Source organism: Streptomyces sp. KM273126 (genome assembly GCF_004337435.2).
GTDB lineage: Bacteria > Actinomycetota > Actinomycetes > Streptomycetales > Streptomycetaceae > Streptomyces > Streptomyces acidicola.
The window spans coordinates 3,308,912-3,332,447 of the sequence record NZ_SJXB02000001.1 but is presented as its reverse complement, the minus strand read 5'-3'; the positions used below and the strand labels follow the sequence as shown (position 1 = coordinate 3,332,447).

20 protein-coding genes and 1 pseudogene are annotated in these 23,536 nt (G+C 70.0%); 7 read left to right on the top strand and 14 right to left on the bottom strand.

The annotated features are described in order from the left end of the window. Nucleotides 1-31: 31 nt before the first annotated feature. On the top strand, nt 32-1,363 hold the full coding sequence (locus E0500_RS14365) for an MFS transporter (protein ID WP_181586994.1): 1,332 nt from the start codon (nt 32-34) through the stop codon (nt 1,361-1,363). Nucleotides 1,364-2,145: 782 nt separating this feature from the next. Continuing rightward, nucleotides 2,146-3,153 carry a sigma-70 family RNA polymerase sigma factor gene (locus E0500_RS14360; RefSeq protein WP_131564539.1) on the top strand — a complete coding sequence of 336 codons (1,008 nt, stop codon included), beginning with the start codon at nt 2,146-2,148 and terminating at the stop codon, nt 3,151-3,153. On the opposite strand, the gene E0500_RS14355 is transcribed toward E0500_RS14360, so the two are convergent. Continuing rightward, nucleotides 3,046-3,399, bottom strand: a complete 354-nt coding sequence (locus tag E0500_RS14355; protein ID WP_399119163.1) for an STAS domain-containing protein — start codon at nt 3,397-3,399, stop codon at nt 3,046-3,048. The two genes, E0500_RS14360 and E0500_RS14355, sit on opposite strands and share 108 nt — an antisense overlap. A 193-nt stretch (nt 3,400-3,592) precedes the next feature. Here E0500_RS14355 and E0500_RS14350 point away from each other — a divergent pair, with 193 nt between their 5' ends. Next, a complete protein-coding gene (locus E0500_RS14350) occupies nt 3,593-4,513 on the top strand; it encodes an AEC family transporter (protein ID WP_131564535.1) in 921 nt (306 codons plus the stop codon). A gap of 160 nt (nt 4,514-4,673) precedes the next feature. On the opposite strand, the gene E0500_RS14345 is transcribed toward E0500_RS14350, so the two are convergent. The 10 genes and pseudogenes from E0500_RS14345 to E0500_RS14300 form a co-directional block, all read right to left on the bottom strand. Further along, complete coding sequence (locus tag E0500_RS14345; protein ID WP_131564533.1) at nt 4,674-5,957, bottom strand: thymidine phosphorylase; 1,284 nt, start codon at nt 5,955-5,957, stop codon at nt 4,674-4,676. 94 nt (nt 5,958-6,051) lie between these two features. Further along, on the bottom strand, nt 6,052-6,462 hold the full coding sequence (locus tag E0500_RS14340) for a cytidine deaminase (protein ID WP_131564531.1): 411 nt from the start codon (nt 6,460-6,462) through the stop codon (nt 6,052-6,054). Next, the gene (locus E0500_RS43820; RefSeq protein ID WP_131564529.1) at nt 6,459-7,724 is read right to left on the bottom strand and encodes an ABC transporter permease; all 1,266 of its coding nucleotides are present in this window, start codon (nt 7,722-7,724) and stop codon (nt 6,459-6,461) included. The genes E0500_RS14340 and E0500_RS43820 overlap by 4 nt, the downstream gene beginning before the upstream one ends. After that, the gene (locus E0500_RS14330) at nt 7,721-8,860 is read right to left on the bottom strand and encodes an ABC transporter permease (RefSeq protein WP_131564527.1); all 1,140 of its coding nucleotides are present in this window, start codon (nt 8,858-8,860) and stop codon (nt 7,721-7,723) included. Before E0500_RS14330 ends, E0500_RS43820 begins: the two co-directional genes overlap by 4 nt. Nucleotides 8,861-9,156: 296 nt before the next feature. Beyond that, nucleotides 9,157-10,743, bottom strand: a pseudogene (locus E0500_RS14325) (ABC transporter ATP-binding protein); the annotation flags it as partial. A 180-nt stretch (nt 10,744-10,923) separates the two neighbouring features. Next, a complete protein-coding gene (locus E0500_RS14320; RefSeq protein WP_131564525.1) occupies nt 10,924-11,976 on the bottom strand; it encodes a BMP family protein in 1,053 nt (350 codons plus the stop codon). Nucleotides 11,977-12,321: 345 nt separating this feature from the next. Next, nucleotides 12,322-13,377 (bottom strand): BMP family protein, encoded by a 1,056-nt coding sequence (locus E0500_RS14315; RefSeq protein WP_131564523.1) that lies wholly within the window; start codon nt 13,375-13,377, stop codon nt 12,322-12,324. 341 nt (nt 13,378-13,718) lie between these two features. Next, entirely contained in the window at nt 13,719-14,939 is a 1,221-nt protein-coding gene (locus E0500_RS14310) for an amidohydrolase (RefSeq protein ID WP_131564521.1), read from the bottom strand. 421 nt (nt 14,940-15,360) lie between these two features. Then, nucleotides 15,361-16,125 (bottom strand): Uma2 family endonuclease, encoded by a 765-nt coding sequence (locus tag E0500_RS14305; RefSeq protein ID WP_258572776.1) that lies wholly within the window; start codon nt 16,123-16,125, stop codon nt 15,361-15,363. 17 nt (nt 16,126-16,142) lie between these two features. Beyond that, nucleotides 16,143-16,664 carry an ATP-binding protein gene (locus E0500_RS14300; protein WP_131564519.1) on the bottom strand — a complete coding sequence of 174 codons (522 nt, stop codon included), beginning with the start codon at nt 16,662-16,664 and terminating at the stop codon, nt 16,143-16,145. Between the two features lie 188 nt (nt 16,665-16,852). Between E0500_RS14300 and E0500_RS14295 the strand changes: the two genes are divergently transcribed. Continuing rightward, complete coding sequence (locus E0500_RS14295) at nt 16,853-17,704, top strand: helix-turn-helix transcriptional regulator (protein ID WP_131564517.1); 852 nt, start codon at nt 16,853-16,855, stop codon at nt 17,702-17,704. Nucleotides 17,705-17,713: 9 nt separating this feature from the next. Then, entirely contained in the window at nt 17,714-17,917 is a 204-nt protein-coding gene (locus E0500_RS14290) for a DUF397 domain-containing protein (RefSeq protein WP_131564515.1), read from the top strand. Between the two features lie 87 nt (nt 17,918-18,004). Here the strand turns inward: E0500_RS14290 and E0500_RS14285 are convergent, their stop codons facing one another. Together E0500_RS14285 and E0500_RS14280 are read right to left on the bottom strand one after the other, a co-directional pair. Beyond that, a complete protein-coding gene (locus E0500_RS14285) occupies nt 18,005-18,385 on the bottom strand; it encodes a peptidase inhibitor family I36 protein (RefSeq protein WP_131564513.1) in 381 nt (126 codons plus the stop codon). Between the two features lie 174 nt (nt 18,386-18,559). After that, on the bottom strand, nt 18,560-19,654 hold the full coding sequence (locus tag E0500_RS14280; protein WP_131564541.1) for a hypothetical protein: 1,095 nt from the start codon (nt 19,652-19,654) through the stop codon (nt 18,560-18,562). 225 nt (nt 19,655-19,879) lie between these two features. On the opposite strand from E0500_RS14280, the gene E0500_RS44970 reads away from it, so the two are divergent. Beyond that, the gene (locus E0500_RS44970; RefSeq protein WP_131564511.1) at nt 19,880-20,344 is read left to right on the top strand and encodes an effector-associated constant component EACC1; all 465 of its coding nucleotides are present in this window, start codon (nt 19,880-19,882) and stop codon (nt 20,342-20,344) included. Beyond that, nucleotides 20,341-22,374 (top strand): caspase, EACC1-associated type, encoded by a 2,034-nt coding sequence (locus E0500_RS14270; protein ID WP_131564509.1) that lies wholly within the window; start codon nt 20,341-20,343, stop codon nt 22,372-22,374. Before E0500_RS44970 ends, E0500_RS14270 begins: the two co-directional genes overlap by 4 nt. 37 nt (nt 22,375-22,411) lie before the next feature. On the opposite strand, the gene E0500_RS14265 is transcribed toward E0500_RS14270, so the two are convergent. Further along, on the bottom strand, nt 22,412-23,506 hold the full coding sequence (locus E0500_RS14265) for a hypothetical protein (RefSeq protein WP_131564507.1): 1,095 nt from the start codon (nt 23,504-23,506) through the stop codon (nt 22,412-22,414). Nucleotides 23,507-23,536 lie beyond the last annotated feature (30 nt).

Below are 23,536 nucleotides of genomic sequence, written 5' to 3'. Positions count from 1 at the left end.
GGATGAGTCGCCCTGTCCGTACGTTCGAGGCATGCCTTCCGTCAGTACCGAGGCGTCCACCACCGTGGGCGCCGGACCGACCGCTCCTGCTTCCGACTCCCAGACCCACTCCCACCCCCAGTCCGACTCCCGCTCCAACCTTCCTTCCGACACCCGTATGACCCCGGGCGGGCCCGGCTACCGCCGGATGAGCCTGGCGCTGTTTCTCGCCGGTGTCGCGACCTTCGCGCTCCTCTACTCCACTCAGGCGCTCCTGCCGCTGGTCTCCGGCGACTTCGGGGTGACCGCGAGCGCGGCGAGCTGGACGGTGTCCGCGGCGACGGGTGCGCTGGCCCTGTTCGTGCTCCCGATGAGCGCTCTGTCCGAGCGGTTCGGGCGGCGTACGGTGATGACGGCGTCGCTCGCGGTCGCGGTGACGGTCGGGCTGCTGGTTCCCTTCGCCCCGAACCTGTTCGTTCTGGTGGTGCTGCGGGCGGTGCAGGGTGCGGCGCTCGCGGGGCTTCCGGCGTCGGCGACGGCGTACTTGGCGGAGGAGGTCCGCCCGAAGGCCCTCATCACCGCGATCGGGCTGTTCGTCGCGGGCAACAGTGTCGGCGGTATGAGCGGCCGGGTCATCACCGGCTGGGTCGCGCAGGAGTGGGGCTGGCGGGTCGCGGTCGGGGTGATCGGCGTCGTGGCGGTGGGGTGCGCGGTGGCCTTCCGGCTGCTGCTGCCGGCGCCGAGGCACTTCACTCCGGGTTCGCTGCGGCCGCGTGTGCTGGCCCGTACGGTTCGTGACCATCTCTCGAACCCGCTGTTGCGCCGGCTGTACGCGATCGGTGCGCTGTTCATGACGGTGTTCGGCGGCGTGTACACGGTGATCGGTTACTGGCTGACCGAGGCGCCCTTCTCGCTGCCCCAGGGCATCGTGGGCTCGATCTTCCTGGTGTACCTGGTGGGTACGGTGTCGGCCTCGACCGCCGGGAAGCTGGTGGGGCGGCTCGGGCGGCGTGGGGCGCTGTATCTGGCGGGCGGTACGACGACGTCGGGGCTGCTGCTGTCCCTGTCCGACGCCCTGCCGCTGGTGTTGCTGGGGCTGGTCCTCATCACGGCCGGTTTCTTCGCGGGGCACGCGGTGGCGTCGTCCTCGGTGAGCCACACCGCGACGCACGGGCGCGCGCAGGCTTCCGCTCTCTACCAGTCCGCGTACTACGTCGGTTCCAGTGCCGGGAGCACGGTCGGTGCGGTGGCGTTCCACGCCGGGGGCTGGGCCGGGACCGTGGGGGTCGGGCTGCTGGCCGTGCTGGGCGTGGTGACGATCACTGTGGTGGGGTCGCACGCGGCGCGGGTGCAGGCGCGTCGGGGGGCGGTGGCGGTGGGCTGAGGGGGTTCGGGGGCTGAGGGGGGCTCAGGGGGTTCCGGGCGGGGTCGCTCCGCGGGTTCGCGGGTTCGCGGGTTCGCGAGTTCGCGAGTTCGCGAGTTCGCGAGTTCGCGAGTTCGCGAGTTCGCAGTTCGCAGTTCGCAGTTCGCGGGATTTTTCCTCGCCCCCGCCGCCCCTACCCGTCCCATCCCCAGGGGCTCCGCCCCTTCGACCCCGGCCAAGGGGGCCGCGCCCCTGGACCCCCGGTTTCGGGGCTGCGCCCCGGACCAGTCCCTCAGGGCTCCGCCCCCGGCCCCCTCTTCGGGGCTCCGCCCGGACCCCGTTTCGAGGGCCGGCCCCGGACCCTCGCTCCTCAAACGCCGGAGAGGCTGGAATGGGCTGGCCGGCGCTGGAATGTGCGGCCGGGGCCGGGACCTTCCGGCCGGGGGCTGGGACCCTCCGGCCGAGGGCTGGGACCCTCCGGCCGAGGGCTGGGACCCTCCGGCTGAGGGCTGGGGCCCTCCGGCTGGGGATTTCCAGCCGAGGCCAGGCACCACCCAGCCCGTCCGGCGATTGAGGACGAGGCCGTTCAGGCCGACAAGCGGGGGTCTGGGGGCGGCAGCCCCCAGGGAAGGGACGGGAATGGGTAGGGGCGGCGGGGGCGAGGAAAAACCCTGGGCGAGCGGACACTCGCCTGACCTGCACCTTCCTCTGTCAAGGGGCCGTTGTCAGTGGGCTGCGGTAGCTTCCGAAGTGCTGGGCGTGAAGACGCGCGCCAGGGAGCAAGCCACAGGGGTGGGTGGACGATGAGCAAGGGCACGGCGACAACAGCAGACCTCGACCTCCAGTTGGAGAAGTACCGGGTCGAGCTGACCGGTTACTGCTACCGGATGCTCGGCTCGTCCTTCGAGGCGGAGGACGCGGTGCAGGACACCCTGGTCCGGGCCTGGCGGAGCTACGAGAAGTTCGAGGGCCGCTCCTCGCTCCGCTCCTGGCTGTACCGCATCGCGACGAACGTGTGCCTGGACATGCTGACGGCAGGCAACAAGCGGGCACGCCCCGTCGACCTCAGCGACTCCACCCCCCTGGCCCAGGCGGCGCTCTCCCCCCGCCCGGACAACACATGGCTGGAGCCCGTCCCCGACGCCCGCGTCCTGCCCACGACCAGCGACCCCGCGGAGGCGGCCGTGGCGAAGGAGTCCGTCCGGCTGGCCTTCGTCGCGGCCCTGCAGAAGCTGCCCGCCAAGCAGCGTGCCGTGCTCATCCTCCGCGAGGTGCTCGCCTGGAAGGCGAGCGAGGTCGCCGAGCTGCTCGAAACCTCCGTGGCGTCGGTGAACAGCGCACTGCAGAGGGCACGGGCGACGCTGGCCGACACGGGCGGCCAGGACGCGGAAAGCGCCGTCTCCGACCCGCTGAACGAGGAGCAGCAGAAGCTCCTCGACCGCTACATGGCGGCGTTCGAGGGGTACGACATGGCAGCGCTGACCGCGCTGCTGCACGAGGACGCGGTCATGACGATGCCGCCGTTCGACCTGTGGCTGCGCGGCACGGACGACATCACCGGCTTCATGACGACGCTGGGCGCACCCTGCGCGGGCTCGCACCTGGTGCCGGTCGCCGTGAACGGCCTGCCGGGCTTCGCCCAGTACAAGCCGGATCCGGAGAAGGGAGGCTTCTCCCCATGGGCGATTCAGGTCCTGGAGATATCAGAGGGCCGGATCGCCGGGTTCCACTGCTTTCTCGACGCAGTGCGCCTGTTCCCGCTCTTCGGGCTGCCCCTCCATCTCGAAGGCGAGGCCGACGAGACCGAGTAGCGCGCGCAGCGCCGGGTCGGGGCCGCGCAGCCGGATGCGGCCCCCGGCACGCCGTGCGGTGAGCTGAAGCCGGGCGAGTACGTCGACGGTGGCCAGCCCCGCCGGTCCGATCCCGGCGACATCGCACACGACGACCTCCGCCCCCGTCGCCGTCAGCAGCGCGCGCACGTCGGCACAGAGCCGGGGCACCTCGTCCTTGGCGACGGGTCCCAGCAGCGTGAGTACAGCGGGTGTCGTGGCATCCACGTTCGGTAGACCGTTCTGGGGCTCGTGACTCATCGCGGGCCGTGCACCGGATCGATCCAGAGGGGCGCGCCCGCGCGGTCCGCCAAAGATCACATTGACCTGTGCCCTGCCTTCCCCGGAGGGTTGGGTGTATGCCCCATGGATCCGCACCGCCCGCGATACCCGACGGCCTCCTTCCCGCCGAGGAGGCCCTGTGCAGGGGGTGCTGACGGGTTTCGCGGTGATCGCCGTCGTCATCGGCGTCGGCTTCGTCATCGGACGCCGCGGATATCTCGGCGAGCACGGACGGGAGGTGCTGACCAAGCTCGCGTTCCATGTGGCCTCACCGGCCCTGTTGTTCACGACGCTCGCCGAGGCCGACCTGTCCGTGATCTTCTCCAACCGCCTGCTCGTCACCGCACTGAGCACGGCAGCGGCGGCCGGAGTGTTCGTCGCGGTCGGTGTCGTACGGCGCTGGGGCGTCGGCCGGACGACCATCGGCGCGCTGTGCTCCAGTTACGTCAACGCCGGCAACCTGGGCATCCCGATCGCCGTGTACGTGCTGGGCGACGCCTCGCTCGTGGCGCCGGTGCTGCTGTTCCAGGTGATCGCGCTGACACCGATCGCGCTGACGATCCTGGACCTGTCGGGCCAGGGCGAGAAGGGCCCGCTGTGGCGACGGCTGATCACGCCCCTGCGCAACCCGATCGCGGTGGGCTCGCTGGCGGGGGTCGCGGTCTCGGCGTCGGGCCTGAGGGTACCGGGGCCGATCATGGATCCGCTGACGCTCATCGGGAACATGTCGGTGCCCGCGGTCCTGCTCGCCTTCGGTATCTCCCTGTGCGGCAGCACCGTCCCGGGCCGCGGCCCCGACCGCCACCTCGTGCTGCTCTCGGTCGCCCTCAAGTCGGTGGGCCAGCCGGCCGCGGCCTGGGCGCTGGCGGCCGGGGTCTTCGGGCTCCGCGGCGCACCCCTGCTCGACGTCGTCGTCACCTCGGCGCTCCCCGCCGCGCAGAACCTCTTCACCTTCGCGAGCCGCTACCGCGTGGGCGAGGTACTGGCCCGGGAGTCCATCCTGCTGTCGACGATCCTTTCGGTGCCGGTGCTGGTGGTGATCGCGGCGTTGCTGGGGTGACGTGCGTTGGGCCAACGCCGTCGATCACCTTCACGGGACCGGCCCGTACGTCGACGAACGGGACTGGCGCCGGTCCGCCCCGGTCCACCGGTCCCGTTCACTGGTCCCGTTCGCCGATCCCGTTCGCCGATCCCGTTCGCCTGAACAGGGAAACTCCGGCTCAGCCGATGCGTTCCAGCACCACCGGCGACGGTGTGAAGTCCGTTCCGGCCGCCCCGATGTCGTACGAACCCTCCACCGCCTCCAACGCGTAGGCGAACCGTTCCGGCGTGTCCGTGTGCAGGGTGAGCAGGGGCTGGCCCTCGGTCACCGGGTCGCCCGGCTTGGCGTGCATCTCGACGCCCGCCGCCGCCTGGACCGGGTCCTCCTTGCGGGCGCGGCCGGCGCCGAGGCGCCAGGCGGCGATGCCGATGTCGTACGCGTCGAGGCGGGTCAGGACGCCCGAGGAGAGGGCGGTGACGACATGCTGTTCCCTCGACGTCGGCAGCGGAGCGTCCGGGTCGCCGCCCTGGGCCTTGATCATGCGGCGCCACACGTCCATCGCCGAGCCGTCGGCCAGGGCCTTCGCCGGGTCGGTGTCCCGCAGCCCGGCGGCGTCGAGCATCTCTCGGGCCAGGGCCAGGGTCAGTTCGACGACGTCCGCCGGGCCGCCGCCCGCGAGTACCTCCACCGACTCCCTGACCTCCAGGGCGTTGCCCGCGGTCAGGCCCAGGGGGGTGGACATGTCCGTGAGCAGGGCGACCGTGCGTACGCCGTGGTCCGTGCCCAGGCCGACCATCGTGGAGGCCAGTTCACGCGCGTCCTCGATCGTCTTCATGAAGGCACCCGTGCCGACCTTCACGTCCAGGACGAGCGAACCCGTGCCCTCGGCGATCTTCTTCGACATGATCGAGGAGGCGATCAGGGGGATCGCCTCGACGGTGCCCGTCACATCGCGCAGCGCGTACAGCTTCTTGTCCGCCGGGGCCAGTCCGTCGCCCGCCGCGCAGATCACCGCGCCCACACCGTCCAGGACGGACAGCATCTCCTCGCCCGAGAGCTGGGCGCGCCAGCCGGCGATCGACTCCAGCTTGTCCAGGGTGCCGCCCGTGTGGCCGAGGCCCCGGCCCGAGAGCTGCGGCACGGCCGCTCCGCAGGCCGCCACGAGCGGGGCCAGCGGAAGCGTGATCTTGTCGCCGACGCCGCCCGTGGAGTGCTTGTCGGCGGTTGGGCGGGTCAGGGACGAGAAGTCCATGCGCTCACCGGAGGTGATCATCGCGGCCGTCCAGCGGGCGATCTCACGGCGGTCCATGCCGTTGAGCAGGATGGCCATTGCGAGCGCCGACATCTGTTCGTCGGCGACCTCCCCGCGGGTGTACGCGTCGATGACCCAGTCGATCTGTTCGTCGCTGAGCTCACCGCGGTCCCGCTTGGTACGGATGACGGAGACGGCGTCCATGGCCATGGCTTTGCTTTCCTTCCGAGGTTCCGAAAGTGACTTCCGGGGTTCCGGAAGTGCGCGGCCCCTGAAGACCGGTCGTCAGGAGGGGCCGCACGCGTTACTTGGTGAGATGCTCCGGGCCGAACGCCTGCGGCAGCATCTCCGACAGCGGCAGGACGCCCTCCGGGGTCTCCAGGAGCATGTCCGGCCCCCCGAACTCGTACAGCAGCTGGCGGCAGCGACCGCACGGGACGAGGATGTCGCCCTGCCCGTCCACGCACGTGAAGTGCGTCAGCCGCCCGCCGCCGGTGTTCTGCAGCTGCGACACCAGCCCGCACTCGGCGCACAGCCCGAGGCCGTACGAGGCGTTCTCGACGTTGCAGCCCGAGACGATCCGCCCGTCGTCGACCAGGGCGGCGACGCCGACCGGGTAGCCGGAGTACGGGGCGTACGCCCGGGACATCGCGTCCCGGGCCACCACCCGCAGCTCGCCCCAGTCGACGTCGTCGACGCCGGCGGGCGATGTCACTTGCCCTGTCCCTTCCGGTACGGCAGACCGTCCGCCTTGGGCATCCGCAGCCGCTGCGCGGAGAGCGCGAGGACGATCAGCGTGATGACGTACGGCGTGGCGGAGACGACCTGGTTCGGAACCTCGTCGGTGGTCACGTACCAAGTGAACAGCAGGGCGCCGATGAGGACGGTGATCGCGGAGGCGGTGTACTTCTTCCGGACCGCAAGCCAGACGGCGCCGATGACCAGCAGGAGGGCGCCGAGCAGCAGCAGCGCGTGGACGTTCTCGGCGCCGCCGCGCAGGTTGAGGCTGTCGGTGTAGCCGAACAGGCCGGCGCCGAGGGCGAGTCCGCCCGGCATCCAGTTACCGAAGATCATCGCGGCGAGACCGATGTAGCCGCGGCCGCTGACCTGGCCCTCCAGATAGAAGGGGTTGGCCACGATGGACAGGAAGACACCGCCGAGGCCGGCCAGTCCGCCGGAGATGACCACGGCCAGGTACTTGTACTTGTAGACGTTGACGCCGAGTGATTCGGCGGCCACGGGGTTCTCACCGCAGGAGCGCAGACGCAGGCCGAAGGCGGTGCGCCACAGGATCCACCAGCTGCCGGGGATCAGCGCGACGGCGATCAGGGTCAGCCAGGAGACATGGGTGACCAGGCCGCCGAGCAGGCCCGCGACGTCGGAGACCAGGAACCAGCCCTTGTGGTTGAGCTCCTGGAGCGCATCCGAGAGCCCTGGCACGGTGAAGTCACCGAGGGACTCCACCGGCGGGGACTGCTTGGCCGAACCGCCCGACTTGCCCTCGAAGGCGAGGGGGGCCAGATAGCGGGTGGCACCGAGGGCGAGGATGTTGATGGCCACACCGGAGACGATGTGGTTGACGTTGAAGGTGACCGTGACGAGGGCGTGCACGAGGCCGCCGATGGCGCCGCCGGCTATGCCGACGAGGACGCCGGTCCACGGGCCCCACTGGTAGCCGGCCCAGGCCCCGAACCAGGTGCCGAGGATCATCATGCCTTCGAGGCCGATGTTGACGACACCCGCGCGCTCGGCCCACAGGCCGCCGAGACCGGCCAGTCCGATCGGGACGGCCAGCTCCAGCGCGGTGGACATCTGGCTGACGTTGGTGATGCCGTCGGCGCCCGTGACGATACGGACGAGCGAGGTCAGCGCGAGGCCGCCGGCGATGATGATCAGCAGGACGGGCAGCGACAGTCCCCGGCCGGCCGGGGCGGCGGGCTGCAGCGTGGGCTGGTTGACCGCGGTCGCGGTGGTCATCGGCCAGCCACCTCCTTCTGGGCGTTGTTGTCGGTGGCGTTGTCGGTGGCGCCGAGGACGTGACCCGCGGCGAGCTCCGCGCCGACGCGGCGCTGCTGGCGGCGCAGACCCCACTCGCGCACGGCCTCGTAGGAGACGACGACCGCGAGCACGATCAGGCCCTGCATGATGACCGCGATCTCCTTGTCGTAGTCGTGGAAGTCGAGCTCGGGCGAGGCCTTGTCGAGCCAGGCCCACAGCAGGGCCGCGAAGGCGATGCCGGTCGGGTTGTTCCGGCCGAGCAGGGCGATGCCGATGCCGAGGAAGCCGATGCCGGTGGGGAAGTTCAGGCTGTAGGTGTGCGTGTCGCCGAGGAGGATCGGCAGGCCCGCGAGACCGGCGATGCCGCCGGAGATCAGCATCGCGGTGAGCACCATCCGCTTGGGGTCGACACCGCTGGCCGCGGCGGCGCTCTCCGAGGCGCCCGAGGCCCGCAGGTCGAAGCCGAAGCGGGTGCGGTTGAGGACGACCCAGTAGACGACGCCGAGCAGGACGGCGAGGAACACCAGGCCGTAGATCTCGCCGGCCGCGCCCAGGTCGATACCGGGCACCCAGCCGGACTCGTGCATCTCGCCGGTGGTGTTGTTGTTGCCGACCTTGACACCGAAGACGGAGGGCAGCCACAGGTAGGCGATCACGGATGTCGCGATCGCGTTGAGCATGATCGTCGCGACGACCTCGCTGACGCCGCGGGTGACCTTGAGGACACCGGCTATGCCGGACCAGAAGGCGCCGGTGAACACCGCGGTCAGGAGCAGCAGCGGGATCTGGAGGAACGCCGGCAGGTTCACATGGGCGCCGACGACCGCCGCGATCATCGCGGCCAGCTGGTACTGGCCGTCGACGCCGATGTTGAACAGGTTCATCCGGAAGCCGATGGCGACCGCGAGCGCCGCGATGTAGTACATCGAGGCCTGGTTGATGATCAGGACCTGGATGTCGGAGAACGAGGCCTGCTCGAACATCAGGGTGTACGGCTCGACCGGGTTCTTGCCCGAGGCGATCAGCACCACCGAGGTCAGGGCGAAGGCCACGGCGAGCGCGATGACCGGCCCGGCCACCGCGAGGAGCACGCGCTCCTTGTCGAACTTCTTCATCAGCGGGCCTCGTCTTCGGGGGCGTCTGCCTGGGTCTTCGCCGGACCTTGGGAGGGGATGTGCGCCGGACCGTCGGCCGGGCTGTCGGCCGGGGTCTCGACGGGGTCGCCGGCCTGGGCCTCAGCGGGACCGTCCGCCGGGGTCTCCCCCCGGGCCTCCGCCGGGCTCACGGACGGGGCCTCCGCCGGACCGTTGGCCCGGGTCTCGGCGGGACCGTCCGCCGGGGACTCGGAGCCGTCCGCCGGGGTCTCCTCGGCACCGTTCGCCGGGTTGTCGGCGGCGTCCTCCGCCGAGGTCTTCGCCGGCCCGTCCGCCGAGGGCTCCTCGTGTTCGAGGTGGCCCGTGGCCGCGCCGGTCATGGCCGAGCCGAGTTCCTCCGGGGTGATCGTGGCCGGGTCGGCGTCGGCGACCAGCTTGCCGTTGTAGATCACCCGGAGCGTGTCGGACAGGCCGATCAGCTCGTCCAGGTCGGCGGAGATCAGCAGCACGGCCAGACCCTCGCGGCGAGCCTCCCGGATCTGGTCCCAGATCTGGGCCTGTGCGCCGACGTCCACCCCGCGGGTCGGGTGGGCGGCGATCAGGAAGCGCGGCTTGTGGCTCATCTCGCGGCCGACGATCAGCTTCTGCTGGTTGCCGCCGGAGAGCGAGGCCGCGGTGACGTCGATGCCCGGGGTGCGGACGTCGTACGCCTCGACGATCCTCCGCGTGTCCTCCTGGGCGGACTTCGGGTCCAGCCAGAAGCCCTTCGCGTTGGGCGCCTCGGTGACGTGGCCGAGGATACGGTTCTCCCAGAGCGGGGCTTCCAGGAGCAGTCCGTGGCGGTGGCGGTCCTCGGGGATGTAGCCGATGCCCTGCTCGCGGCGCCTGCGGGTGGGCCAGGCGGTGATCTCGTCCTCGGCCAGCGTGATGACGCCGGAGTCGGCGTGCTTGAGGCCGATGAGCGCGTCCACGAGCTCGGTCTGGCCGTTGCCCTCGACACCGGCGAGACCCAGGACCTCGCCCGCGTGGATGGTGAAGCTGATGTCGTCCAGCAGCGCCTTGCCGCCGGGGGCCTCAAGCCGGAGCTTCTCGACGGTCAGTACGGGGCGGTCGGTGACCGTGGACTCGGCGGTCTGCGGGGTCGGCAGCTCACTGCCGACCATCAGCTCGGCGAGCTGGCGCGGGCTGGTATCGGCGGGCACGGCCGTGCCGACGGTCGTGCCGCGGCGTATGACGGTGATCTCGTCGGCGACCGACAGCACCTCGCCCAGCTTGTGGGAGATGAAGATGACCGACAGGCCCTCGGACTTCAGCTCCCGCAGGTTGGCGAAGAGCGCGTCGACCTCCTGCGGCACGAGCACCGCGGTGGGCTCGTCCAGGATCAGGGTGCGGGCGCCGCGGTAAAGGACCTTGAGGATCTCCACGCGCTGACGGGCGGCGACACCGAGTTCCTCGACCAGGAGGTCGGGGCGCACCCCGAGGCCGTAGCGGTCGGAGATCTCCTTGATCCTGCGGCGGGCCTTGCCGCCGATGCCGTGCAGCTTCTCGCTGCCCAGCACCACGTTCTCCAGCACCGTGAGGTTGTCGGCGAGCATGAAGTGCTGGTGGACCATGCCGATACCGCGGGCGATGGCGTCGGCCGGCGACGAGAAGGTGACCTGCTCGCCGTCGATCGCGATCGTGCCCTCGTCCGGCTTCTGCATACCGTAGAGGATCTTCATCAGCGTCGACTTGCCGGCGCCGTTCTCGCCGACGAGGGCGTGCACGGTGCCCTTGCGGACGCTGAGGTGGATGTCGTGGTTGGCCACGACGCCCGGGAATCGCTTGGTGATCCCGGCGAGTTCGACGGCGGTCGCCTGACCGTTGACCGCCGCGCCGGCCGGAGGGCTGCTGGACGCGTTGATGGCGCACTCTCCTGTGGAAGGGGGTCGCCTACGCGTGTGGCACCCCTATGGCAACGAAAGGGGTGACGTACCGTCGACAACGGGGTACAGGGCGAAAGAATCCCCGTACCCCGTTGAGCGGAGGTAACCCCGCGGTTACTGGCTGCTTGAGGCCCTGCTGAGTCAGCTGGTCCTGCTGAGTCAGCTGGTCCTGACCTTGATCTCGCCGCTGATGATCTTCTCCTTGGCCGTTTCAATGGCTTGCTGGAGCTCGGTGTCGTCCTTGAACTTGGGGTTGGAGTCCGCGAGGCCGACCTCACCGGTCTTCAGATCGCCCCGTACGATACCGGTCTCCGGCTTGCCGTCCTCGACCGACTTCGCAAGGTTGTACACCGCCTTGGCCACGTCCTTCGTCGCCGAGGTGAGGATGTAGTCCTTGTACTTCGCGAGGGCCTGCTGCCCGTACTGGTCCGAGTCGACGCCGATCGCCCACACCTTGTTGGCGGCGGCGGCCTCGATCACACCCTGACCGGACAGGCCGGCCGCCTGGTAGACGACGTCGGCCTTCTTCTCGATCTGGCTCTCGGCGGCCGTCTTGCCCTTGTCGGGGCTGGAGAAGCCGCCCTCCTCCGCGGTCTGCGTGAGGTACTGCGAGAGGACCTTCGCCTTGGGGTTGGTGTCCTCGACGCCCTGCTTGAAGCCCGCCTCGAACTTGTGGATGAGCGGGATGTCCACGCCACCGACGAAACCGACGGTGTTCGTCCTGGTCGCCTTGGCGGCGGCGACACCGGCGAGGTACGAGGCCTGCTCCTCGGAGAAGACCAGGTCCGCGACGTTCTCCGCCTCGATGGTGGAGTCGTCGACGATGCCGAACGTGACGTCCGGGTACTTCGCCGCGGCCTCCTTCACGGCCGCCGCGTAGGCGTAGCCGACACCGATCACCGGGTTGTAGCCCTGCTTGGCCAGCGAGACCAGGCGCTGGGTCTTGTCGGCGTCCGTCTCGCCGTCGGTGGGCTCGACGTCGGTGGTCTCGTAGCCGAACTCCTTCTCCGCCTTCTGCAGGCCCGCGTACGCGGCGTCGTTGAAGGACTGGTCGCCCTTGCCGCCGACGTCGTACGCGATGGCGAGGCCCTTGTCGCCCTTCGCGTCCTGGGAGGAGGAGGCCTCGGTCGAGGTGCCGCCGCAGGCGGAGAGGGCGAGGGCGAGGGATGCGGTCGCTGCGCCTGCGACCGTGAGGCGGGAAACCCGGCGCATTGGTGTGCTCCTGTCGTACTGCGCCGTACGGTGGTTCTTCACGGCTTCGGCGCGTGGTGGCTCCGCCGCAGAGTAACGCGCGTAGACCTGCGGGTGAAAGCCTGCGGTACGGCTTGTTATGGGGCCGATACGCTCCGCGGGGGCGCTCCGCTGGTTGGGCGGGTTCTGGTAGCGCCGTTGTGTTGTGGCGCCGTCCAGGGCTGCGGGTTGGTTGTGGCTGGTCGCGCCCACGCGGCTGAGCCGTATATGTCACAGCCCCGCGCCCCCTGCGGGGCGCTGCCCCGCCAACTAGAAGCGGGCGGGCACCGGGGCGCCCGCCCGTTTCCAGGAACCTTCGACTACCGACTACTCGGTCTTGACCTTGATGGAGCCGTCGACGATGCCTTCCTTGGCCTTGGTCACGGCGTCCGTGAGACCGGGGATCTTCGCGAACTCGGGGTTGCTGTCGGCCAGGCCGACGCCGTCCACCTTGAGGTCGAAGGTCTGCGTGCCGGTCAGCGGCTTGCCGTCCTCGACGGACTTGGCCAGCGCGTACACCGCGTCGCCGATGTCCTTCGTCGCCGAAGTCAGGATGTAGTCCTTGTACTTGGCGAGGGCCTCCTGCTCGTACTGGTCGGAGTCGACGCCGATCGCCCACTTCTTGGCGGTGGCGGCTGCCTCGATCACACCCTGACCGGAGAGGCCGGCCGCCTGGTAGACGACGTCGGCGTTCTTCTCCAGCTGGGCCTCGGCGGCGGCCTTGCCCTTGTCCGGGCTGGAGAAGCCGCCCTCCTCGGCGGTCTGCGTCAGGTACTGCGACAGGACCTTCACCTTGGGGTTGGTGTCCTCGACGCCCTGCTTGTAACCGGCCTCGAACTTGTTGATCAGCGGAACGTCCACACCGCCGACGAAACCGACGGTGTTCGTCTTGGTCGCCTTGGCGGCGGCGACACCGGCGAGGTACGAGGCCTCGTTCTCGGCGAAGACCAGGGAGGCCACGTTGTCGCCCTCGACGACCGAGTCGACGATGCCGAAGCTGACCTTCGGATACTTCTTGGCGACCTCTTCCATCGCGGGGCCGTACGCGAACCCGACACCGACGATGGGGTTGTAGCCCTGCTTGGCCAGGGAGGTGAGGCGCTGCACCTTGTCGGCGTCGGTCTCGCCCTCGGTCGGCTCGATGTCGGCGGTCTTGTAGCCGAACTCCTTCTGCGCCTTCTCCAGGCCGGAGTACGCGGCGTCGTTGAAGGACTGGTCGCCCTTGCCACCGATGTCGTAGGCGATGGCGAGCCCCTTCGCGTCGCCGCCGCTCTCGCCGCCGTCGCTCCCGGCTTCGCTGCTCGTACCGCCACAGGCCGTGGCCGCGAGGGCCAGCGACGCGACCCCCACCGCGACGCGGGTCAGTTTGGATATCCGACGCATCCTGAAGTTCCCCATTCTCCCTAGCCCCGCAGTGGGTGCTGGTTCAGCCCCCGCCGTGGGTGCCGAGTTCGGCGCACATTAACGCGCGTAGACCATCGAGGGAACGGGGTATCGCTTGGCTGTTATCCATTCGTGCCGATGGCCGGTTAAGTCCGCGTGAACCACGCCACCAAAAGGCACGAATGACGCATAACACCCCGAGCGCTGCTCACGCTCCGTGCCCGCGGCACGACTCGTACGTGCCGGTGGAACACGTGCCGTACGGGGCGGGGAGAGACGCCGTACGAAGCGGGGAGAGGCGCCGGCAGCGACCGCCGGCCGGTCGCCCCTCCAGGCCGCGACTACCGTCCGGCGTCGAGGAGGGCGGCCGCGGTGAAGAGCTCCACGCCGACAGTGATGGCGTGCTCGTCGGCGTCGAAGTCGCCCTGGTGGAGGTCGCGGACCAGACGGTCGCCGGGCCGGCGGACACCGAGGCGGGCCATGGCGCCCGGGACGTGCTCCAGGTACCAGGAGAAGTCCTCGCCGCCCAGGCTCTGGTCGGTGTCCTCGATGGACTGCGCGCCGCGGCGCGCGGTCATGGCATCGCGCAGCAGTTCGGTCACGACCGGGTCGTTGACGACCGGCGGAACGCCCCGGACGTAGTTGATCTGGGACTTGGCGCGGTGGAGGGTGGCGACCTCGTCGATGGCCGCGTGCACCAGGTCGGGGGCCTGCCGCCAGGCCTCGATGTCGAGGCAGCGCACGGTTCCGGAGAGCTCGGCGTGCTGCGGGATCACGTTGCAGGCGTGGCCGGACTCGATGCGTCCCCAGGTGACAGCGAGCCCGCTGCGGGCGTCGACGCGGCGGGCCACCAGCGCGGGCACGTCGGTGGCGACGCGGGCGGCGGCGGTGACCAGGTCGGTGGTGAGGTGGGGGCGCGCGGTGTGGCCGCCGGGCCCGTCGAGTGCGACTTCCAGCCGGTCGCAGGCGGACGTGAGGGGCCCGTTGCGCAGCCCGATCCGCCCGGCCTCCACCCTGGGGTCGCAGTGCACGCCGATGATCCGCCCCACGTTCTCCAGCGCGCCGGACTCTATGGCGTCGGGCGCGCCGCCGGGCAGTACTTCCTCGGCCGGCTGGAAGATCAGCCGCACGGGCCGGGGCAGCCGCCCCTTCCGGTGCAGCTCGGCCAGGACGAGCCCGGCGCCGAGGACGACGCTGGTGTGCACGTCGTGGCCACAGGCGTGCGCGCGGTCGGGCACGGTGGAGCGGTAGGAGCAGTCGACCTTCATGTCGGGAATCGGCAGGGCGTCGATGTCGGCCCGCAGGGCGAGCATGGGCCGCCCGCCGTCCCAGTCACCGATGTCACACAGGAGCCCGGTCCCGGTTTCGAGTACGCGCGGCGCGAGCCCGGCCTTCTCCAGACGGGCCTTGATCGCGGCGGTGGTACGGAACTCCTGGTTACCGAGCTCGGGGTGCATGTGCATGTCGCGGCGGAAGGCGACAAGTTCGGTGCGCAGGGCATCCGGCAGGGCGCCGGGAAGCGCTGCTTCCCCGGGCAGATCGGCCTCGGACTCTCGGGACATCAGTTGGTTCACCCTATGAAGAGTAGGGCGATCGGGCGGTCGACTAACCCGCGATCAACAAAAATTCAGCCCGTTAGAGAAGAAAATCTGACCGGTCGGCGCATGGGGATCAAGCGGGGTGGGTACACTCGCCCGGCTTTTCGGGACGATTGGGCTTTGGCAGCGACCTTGATCGATACGTACCGACACCTGCCGAGGTGCGACGAACCTTGGTGTTGTTCCGATCGGGTCGGCTCGCGTCGACTCGGGTCGGCTCGGGTCGGCTCGGGTCGCGGCCGCTGGGACCGCACCCCCGGGGATGCGGGGCGCGGAAGTGCGACAGTTTCCGGAAATCTGTCGCACTCGGCGGAGAAGTGGCCGCCGAGTCCCTCCGGCCGCGTCCGCGCCGAGCCGCACGACGCCCATGCGGGCGGCCGCCGGGTCAGGCCGGTCCGCTGGTTGCCGTCCCCCGGCCTTCGCTCTCACCCTCCGTGTTCTCCGGTGGCACGGCGAACCCGGAGGTGTCGAGATCGAAGTCGAAGGGTGCGGGGACGTGGAGGGCTCGCCCGAAGGGCACGGTCGTGCGCGAGCGGTAGCCCTTGGGTGACGGGTCCCAGAACGCGGTGATCTCCTGGACCTGCATGTCGAGGACGAGGTACACGGGGACCACGCGTCCGTAGGTGTCCAGCTTGTCGAGCCAGTCGGTGTCCTTGGTGGACAGGGAGGTCAGCTCGGCGACCAGGGAGAGCGCGGCGCCGTCGGCGTGGCGGCCTTCGGTGTCGAAGGCGGCTTCGTCGGCGACGAAGAGGTCGGGACCGAAGCCGCGCTCGGACGAAGGGAACGTGAAGAGGAAGGGCGAGGTCTCCGTGACGTGGCCCTCCGGCGCGTATGCCTCCACTTGACTGCGCAGCCGCCGCATCGGGCGCAGGTAACGCAGCTTCGACCACGGCGACACGACGATCTTCCCCCGGATGAGCTCGGCCTTGTAGCCGTCAGGTGTGTCCAGTTCCTCGACGGTCCGGAGCATGTCCTCGAACGCTCCGGACCCGGATGCGTCTATGGCCGCCGGGCGCTCGATCATGGTGGTCACCACGGTCCTCCGCTGAGTACAGGGCGTGTCGATGCCTCCACCGTAGTGCCGGGCGAGACGCGCGGCGCGGCTTGCGTTCCGCTCCACCCGTACGAGGTAGCTCACCGTGACGGGCATGTCCCGAACTGCGCCACTCACGCCACGACCTGCACGTCCGTCGCCGACCGGTTCTCCAGCTCGAACCAGAGCAGCTTCCCGCCACGTCCGAACAGATCGTCACCGAGCTGGCACCCGCCCCAGCGATCGGCCCACTCGCGTACGAGGACCAGCCCGCACCCGCCGAGGGATCGCTCGTCCGCCTGTTCAGCCTGCCCCTGCCCGGCGCCTGGCGGACCGCGCCGCGCGGGCGGCTTGTCGAACGGCGAGGGCACGTAGGGGTCCGTGTCCCACACAGTGACCCGCACCCCGCTCCGGGGCTCGGCATCGAGCCCGTCAAGCCCGCGCAGCCGCAGGAATGCCGGCCCTTTGGTGTGCTGGTAGGCGTTGGTGACCAGCTCGGAGGCCAAAAGTTCGGCGGTGTCGAGCAGTTCACCCATCCCGTACGCCGGAAGCACCGCCCGCAGGGTCATACGGGCGATGCGCGGGGCGCGTGGGTCGTGGGGCAGGTGCAGGGCGTAGGACCAGGCGGGGGTCGGTGACGGCGATACGGTGGCCATGAACGCCTCTTTCGAGGAAGGGACTTGGATCGCTCGTCGGCCTTCGGTTTGCGGGCGTAGGTCGTTGAGCGGGGTGAGTCTCACCGTAGGCCCGAGATTGGCCTACATTCCACAAAAGAAGAGGAAGAGAGGCCATTAACGCTCGTGTGGGTGACATGGCCGCTCGCTCCCGGCGCGAAGGGACATCGATGCCGCCCAGCAAGACCCCGACCCTGCGTCAGCAGCGCCTCGGCGCCGAGCTGCGCAAACTCCGCGAACGAGCGGGCCTGTCCACGATCGAGGCGGCAGCCCTCCTTGGCGTCAACCAGTCACGCATCAGCAACATCGAAGCGGGGCGCTACGCCGTCAGCGCCGACCGCGTACGGGCCATCGCCCGCAACTACGCCTGCTCGGACAAGGCACTCATCGAGGCACTGACCGGGATGACGGGCCGCAGGGCGCGCGGGTGGTGGGAGGACTACCGAGGACAACTGCCGCACGCCACGCTCGATCTGGCGGAACTCGAACACCACGCCACAGCGCTACGCGTGACCCAAGCCCTGCACATTCCCGGCCTGCTGCAGACGACGCAGCACGCGCGGGCACTCTTCGGCGACGCGGTGCCGCCGCTGCTTCCGCACGAGGTCGAACACAGGATGTCGTACCGGATCAAACGTCAGGCCGCGCTGTACCGCGATCCCCCCTTCCCCTACACGGCGCTCATCCACGAGGCAGCGCTCCACATGCGGGTGGGCGGCCCGACCGTCGCCGCCGAACAGCTCACCCACCTCGTCGAGATGAGCCAGCGCGACAGCATCACGATCCTGGTCGTCCCCTTCGGCCGGGGCGCCTTCCCCGGCTCCGGACAGGGCATCGACTACGCGTACGGCCCTGTCCCTCAGCTCGACACCGTGCAGCTGGACACTGAGCACGGCAGCGAATTCATCGACGCCGCAGCCCAGTTGGAGCGCTACACGGCGGTGCTGGACCGCCTGGAGAAGCTGGCCCTCCCAGCGGAGGAATCCCGCAAACTCATCCACAACATCGCCCACGAGGCCTGAAGGAGGCTCATGTCCACCAAGCCACCCCTCACCTGGCAGAAGTCGTCGCACAGCTCGGAGGCCTCCTCCTGCGTCTACGTCGCCACCACCCCCGACACCACCCTCCGCCTCCGCCTCCGCGAGAGCGACGAACCGGACATCGTCCTCCACACGAGCCGTGCGGCACTGGCTGCCCTCATAGCAACCGTCAAGCAGGACGCCGTGAAGGCCTGACGAGCGAACGCAGCCGGACCCGCTTACCGAGCCCGGTCATGAGAACAGGGCGCCTCCGCCGAGGCGCCCTGCGGTCAGACCACAGCCCTACTGGGGCTTGAACGAACGGATCTGGTAGTTGCCCTGCAGGTTGCCGCCCGCGCCCGCGGGGGTGGAGCCGACACGGGACTGGTAGTTGGTGCCCTTGTAGTACTGCTTACGGTGCCCGGTCCCGTTCCACAGCGAGCGTACGTTCTGCCCCCTGCGGATGAAGGAGCAGTCGTCGGCGGTGTTCGCCCTCCTCTCGCTCTGCCACTGGCAGCGGGTCCCGCCGCCGTCCCAGTCGCTGTAGATGCAGAAGTATCCGGGGGTGCAGTTGTAGGCGGCCCGGCTGCCGGGTGCCGCGGGGGCCGCGTTCGCGGCGGGTACGACACCCAAGGCCGTGACCAGGGCGGCTGCGGCGACGGCGAACGAGCGGATGCGACGCATGGAGTCCTCTCCTCTTCCTCGCTGACGGTATGGAGGAGCCACACCGACCCCGACATACTGAACAAACCAGACAGCGGGTAAACCACCGAACAAGTGGACGAGGTATCCCCAAACGGAGGAACAGGAGAAAACCGACGGCGACGGCGACCTGGCCGTCGCATGAGCCACCGCCGCTTACGACCGTGTGGCGGTCCCGCACCCCTCGTCGTCGGCGTCCCGCATGCGCTCGTCCATCGAGTCGCTCCGGTCGTACGGATCGACCTCGCGATCGTCTCCCTGGCCCGAGGTCGCGCGCTCGGCCCTGAACTCGGGGTTGAAGTAGCCGGTGAAGGTGTCGCAGCCGCCGTTGGTGGTGTCCACCTTGTAGGACACGAAGGAGAACGTCCCCGGCTCGACGATCACCTTGGCCGGGTCGTCCCAGCTCATCACGACCTCGCGGCGCACGATGGTGCGCGCGACTTCGTCGCTCCCCTCCGCGGTGCGTACGACCGGATAGACGTACGTGACATCGGTCGTCACCTCGACCGCACCGCGCTCGCCTTCCCGGAACGTGATCCGTCCTCGCGTCTTGACCACGTCACCGACCAGCCGCACCTTCGAATCCTCGAACCGGCTGAACAGCAACAGAGGATCGTCCTCGCGGCTGGGCGCGCGGAACGCGGCAGCCAGGTAGTCCTGGACATCCTGCTGATGCGGATTGATCAACGCGATCGCCTTCCGCGGCCGCTCCCCGCTCAGCACACCGGCATCCAGACTGGACTCGGCAAGGAAGTCCCGACTCCGATCGAGCGCCTTCTCGACCTGCTCCTTGCTCATCCAACCGGTCGCCCGTGCGGCCGGCAGATGGATCCCGGCCGCACCGTCGGCCCAGCGCACGGCCGGCGATCCCCTGAACGGCTGCTCCACTGTGGGAAGTTGGGCGGTCTCCGTCGCCGGCGGTTTGCTCGGACGTTGCGACTCCGCGGCGAGCGGCGCACTTTCGCCGTCTCCGCTCGCGATCCATCCGGCCACCCGCTCCGGAGCCACTGCCACCACCAGCAGTCCGGCCGCCACCAGCAGTCCGACCGCGTGCCAGCCCTTGCTCCGTCGCCGCCGGGCCGGTTGGTGAGTTCGCCACCCTTCCGGCGGACCGGGCTGTTCCCGCAGCCGCCGCGCCACCATCCGGGCCCGCGCCGAGGGCTCCTTGGGCCCACCCTGAGTCCCGGCCTCGGCCTCTCGCAGGAAGCGCTCCCACTCCTCGTCCGGTATGGACCCCCCGTCCTTGCCCACTCTGCGCTCCCGCCCTTTCTCACGCACCCGGTCCCTCCCCGGGGCGGCTATTGTCCGTGCATCATCACACAGCTCAGCCACACCACCGATCGGCTCCGCGAAGGGGACCCTTGCCGCCGCTTCCGACTTCTTCACCTCAACTTCCCCTTGCTGCCACCATGTTGTGCGAACCTTCAGAGCGGACGTGTGGTGCGCAGGGCGGCCGGACGGGCGGGGGAGAAACAAGTGGAGATCAGGTTCTGGGCCGGGGGCAGTGACCAGGACGAGGATCAGAGGCAGGACGTACGGTCACTCCACGAGTGGCTCAGGGACGATCGCGATCTGCGGCTCGCCGGCGTGCGGATCGAAGCCGTGGTCGGCGCGGCGCAAGGGCGGATGGGGATCGGGCCCGAGGAGATCGGGGCGCTGTGCGGAGCACTGTCCCTCGGGCTCCAGCTCGTGGACAGCGTTCGGGCGTGGCGGCAGGGACGTCGGCCGACCACCACCATCAATGTCACCGTCCTCGGAGGAGATCCGGGACAGGCGGAACAGCTCGCGGCGGCGCTGCGCGCTGCCGGGCTCGTACCCCAGGACCGCGACGAGTCCCATGAACCGACCGTCTCCCCCGGAACCCAGCCCGCCGACCACAACCGTGATCCCGGCGACAGCAGCGACGACGGAGACGGCGGCGGCAACGGGGACAGACGGTGACCGAGCCTGTCGTCCCCGCGGCCTCGTCTCCTGACTCCGCTGACTCCACCGCGGCACGAACGCCCGGGGCACCCCAGCGGCTCGACCCGGCCCGGTCGGTCTGCCTGCTGATCGGGGTCGACGCCTACAGCGGCCCCGCACATGACGGCCTGGAGAAGCTCAACAGCGTCAAGCACAACCTCGCCGGCCTCCGGAAGGTCTTCCTCGACCAGGACATCGGAGGGTTCCCCGAGGGTCGCGTCATCACCCTGCCCAATCCGGCCGAGGCGCCCGAGATCATGGACGCCGTCGAAGAGGCGGGCGCGCGTGCCGAGGACACGCTGATCGTGTACTACGCGGGTCACGGGCTGCTGGGCACCGATCAACGTCTGTATCTGACCCTGCCCAAATCGCGGCTCCGCCGTCCGGCGGGTTGGGTCGACACCCGCCACCTCCGGGGCGCGATCGAGAAGAGCTCCGCCCGGCGCGTCGTCCTCATCCTCGACTGCTGCTTCAGCGGCAAATGGATCCGGGACGAGGGAGAGTCGTACTCCGCCCCGGACAGCGCCGAACTGGCGTTGAGCACCCTGACGCAACTCGACGCCGGGACGTACGCGTTGACGTCCACGGCACACAACCGCCTCTCCCACGCCCCCGACCCCGACAAGTGCTCCGCGTTCACCGGGGCCCTGGTGGACGTCCTCAGCAAGGGCGACACCGGCGGCGGCGAAGTGCTCACCCTGGGCGAGGTGTTCCGGCTCGTCCGGAAGAAGATGAGCACCCTGAAGCTGACCGAGCCTCAGGAAGCGCGCGCCCAGGACGAGAACGGGCTCTCGGGCCTCGGCTTCGTGCGCAACGCGGCGAAACGTCCCGTCCCGGAGCACACGCCCACGCCTGCGGGGGTTCCGGCCCTGCCACCCGGCCGCCTCCGCCGCAGACTGCTCATGGCACTCGCCTCGGGACTCGCCGCCGGCGTAGCCATCGGTCTCGCGGCACCGCCCGCATGGGACCGCCTGCGCCCGCCCACGGCGGCCCGCGGCGACTGCTCCTCCCGGGCCGCCCTGCTGGACCACTCCGACGCGCTCGACAAGAAGGAGGTCGACAACGAGAAGGTCGTCGGCCTCTCGGGCCTGGCCTTCGCTCCCAGCCGCTATGGCAGAGCGTACGCGATCACCGACAACGAAACGGGACGGATCTTCCCCATCGACATCGGCACCCCCGAGGCCCTCCGGCCACAGGCCGGGAGGGCCACGACCCTGCGCAAGGCGAACGGCAGCGAGTTCGGCCCGTGGTTCGACGGGGAAGCACTCGCCGTCGAGAAGGGTGGGCGGACAGCGCTCGTCGCCTCCGAGACCGGGCCCGCCATCCGCCGCTTCAATCTCGACAGCGGCCATCAGGTGGGACCCGAGCTCCCCCTGCCCAAGAGTTTCCAGATCTGGCCCGACGGCGGCGCCATGGCGGGCCGCACGATCGAGTCCCTCGCCCTCACACCGAGCGGCAAGTACCTGTACGTCGGACTGGAATCACCCCTCGCCCAGGACGGCGACGACCGGGGCACGAACCTCCTGCGCATCCAGCGCTACACCGGCACACCCGGCGGGGCCTACACCCCGGACCACCAGTACGCCTACCGCACGGCCGAGGGGCTGAGCCTGGTGGAGCTGGTGGCGGTCGACGACAACCGGCTCCTGGCCCTGGAGAGGCAGTACTCGGCGGGCCTGGGCAACGCAATACGGGTCAAGGACGTCACCCTGGGTCCCGAGGCCCGGGATGTGACAGGAAAGAAGTCGCTGTACGACATGCCCTCGGATGAATCCCTCACCAGCACGCTGCTGTTCGACCTCGCCGAATGCCCCGCGGGCAGCCCGGGTGAGGTGGCGGTCAAGGGGACGCAGACCAACCCGCTGCTGGGCAACGTCGAAGGCATGGCACTGGGCGGCACGCTGAGCGACGGCCCGTACCGGGGGCGGCGTTCCCTGCTGATGGTGGTCGACGACAACGACAACGCACAGCAGATCACCCGCTTCTACTCGGTCGCCGTGCGCCTCTGAGAACCGCGACGGACGGACAGCGACGGACCGCGAGAGCCTACGCCGACGTCACCGCCGACAACCGATGCACATCCCGCGCCGTCCCCGTCACCCCGGACAGGAAGCCCTGCGCCCTGGGCGAGGCGTTCTCCGTCAGCCAGGTGGGGTCGATGTCGCAGACGGCCACCTTGACGTCCGTGCCTGCCAGGGCGAGCGGCAGGGTGTGGACCACGGTCGACGGGAAGCTCAGGATCGTGCTGCCGATGGGGCCGCGGCGGGCGATGAGTTCCAGGGGGAGGTCCGGGCGGACCACCTCCAGGCCCGTCTCCTGGGCCAGCCGGTGGAGCTTGTCGGTGCTCTCGCGGCGGTGGGCGAAGTAGCGGGTCGCGCCGTGGGCGCGGGCGAGGGCCCGGACCGCCTCCAGGTAGCGGTCGCCGTCCACGACGCCCGTCTCGACCAGGGACGTACCGACCATGTCGGCGCCCTTGGTGATGCGCGGAGGGCCGAAGCGGGCGCGGGTCCAGGCGAAGCCGTTCGCGGTGACCGTGACGCCGTCGGGGATCTCGTCGATCGGCATGGAGGAGAAGACCTCCACGTGCCGGTTCTCACCGGGGGTGAGGCGGTGGCGGGCCTTGGAGGAGACCGGGGCGAAGAGCAGGTCGCGGGGGCCGGGGCGGCCGCCCTTGCGGTGCCAGCGCACCAGGCGTTCGCCGCGGGCGAGCTGGGAGACGAACTCCATGGTCGCCGTGCCGTCGTCCACGACCACCAGGTCCTGGGCGCGGGTGATGGTGAGCAGGAGTTGTACGTAGCGGGAGAACGGGTCGCCCATGACGACCCGTTCCGCCTTGCGCAACAACGGCGCCAGGCCCGCGATCGTGTGGAACGGGGCCGTCGTGCCGCCCCGCGCCTCCTCCCACCGCACCTCGTACCCCTCGTCCCGCGCCAGCTCCGCCATACGGCGCAACTGGCCCCGGGTCATGGGGTCGTTGGGTGAGAGGACGACAAGGGTGAGCCCCGCGCCGGGTGCCCGCGCGGAGTCTGACTCCGTGCCGAGGGCGTGGGCGTGCGCCCACTCCAGCACGTTCAGGAGCTGGACCGGACTCTCGACGAAGGCGAGAGTGTGGAGGCCGGCGGTTCCGGCGCGGGGGCTCATCGACGTACGACCGTCGCTTCCCTTGGTGTG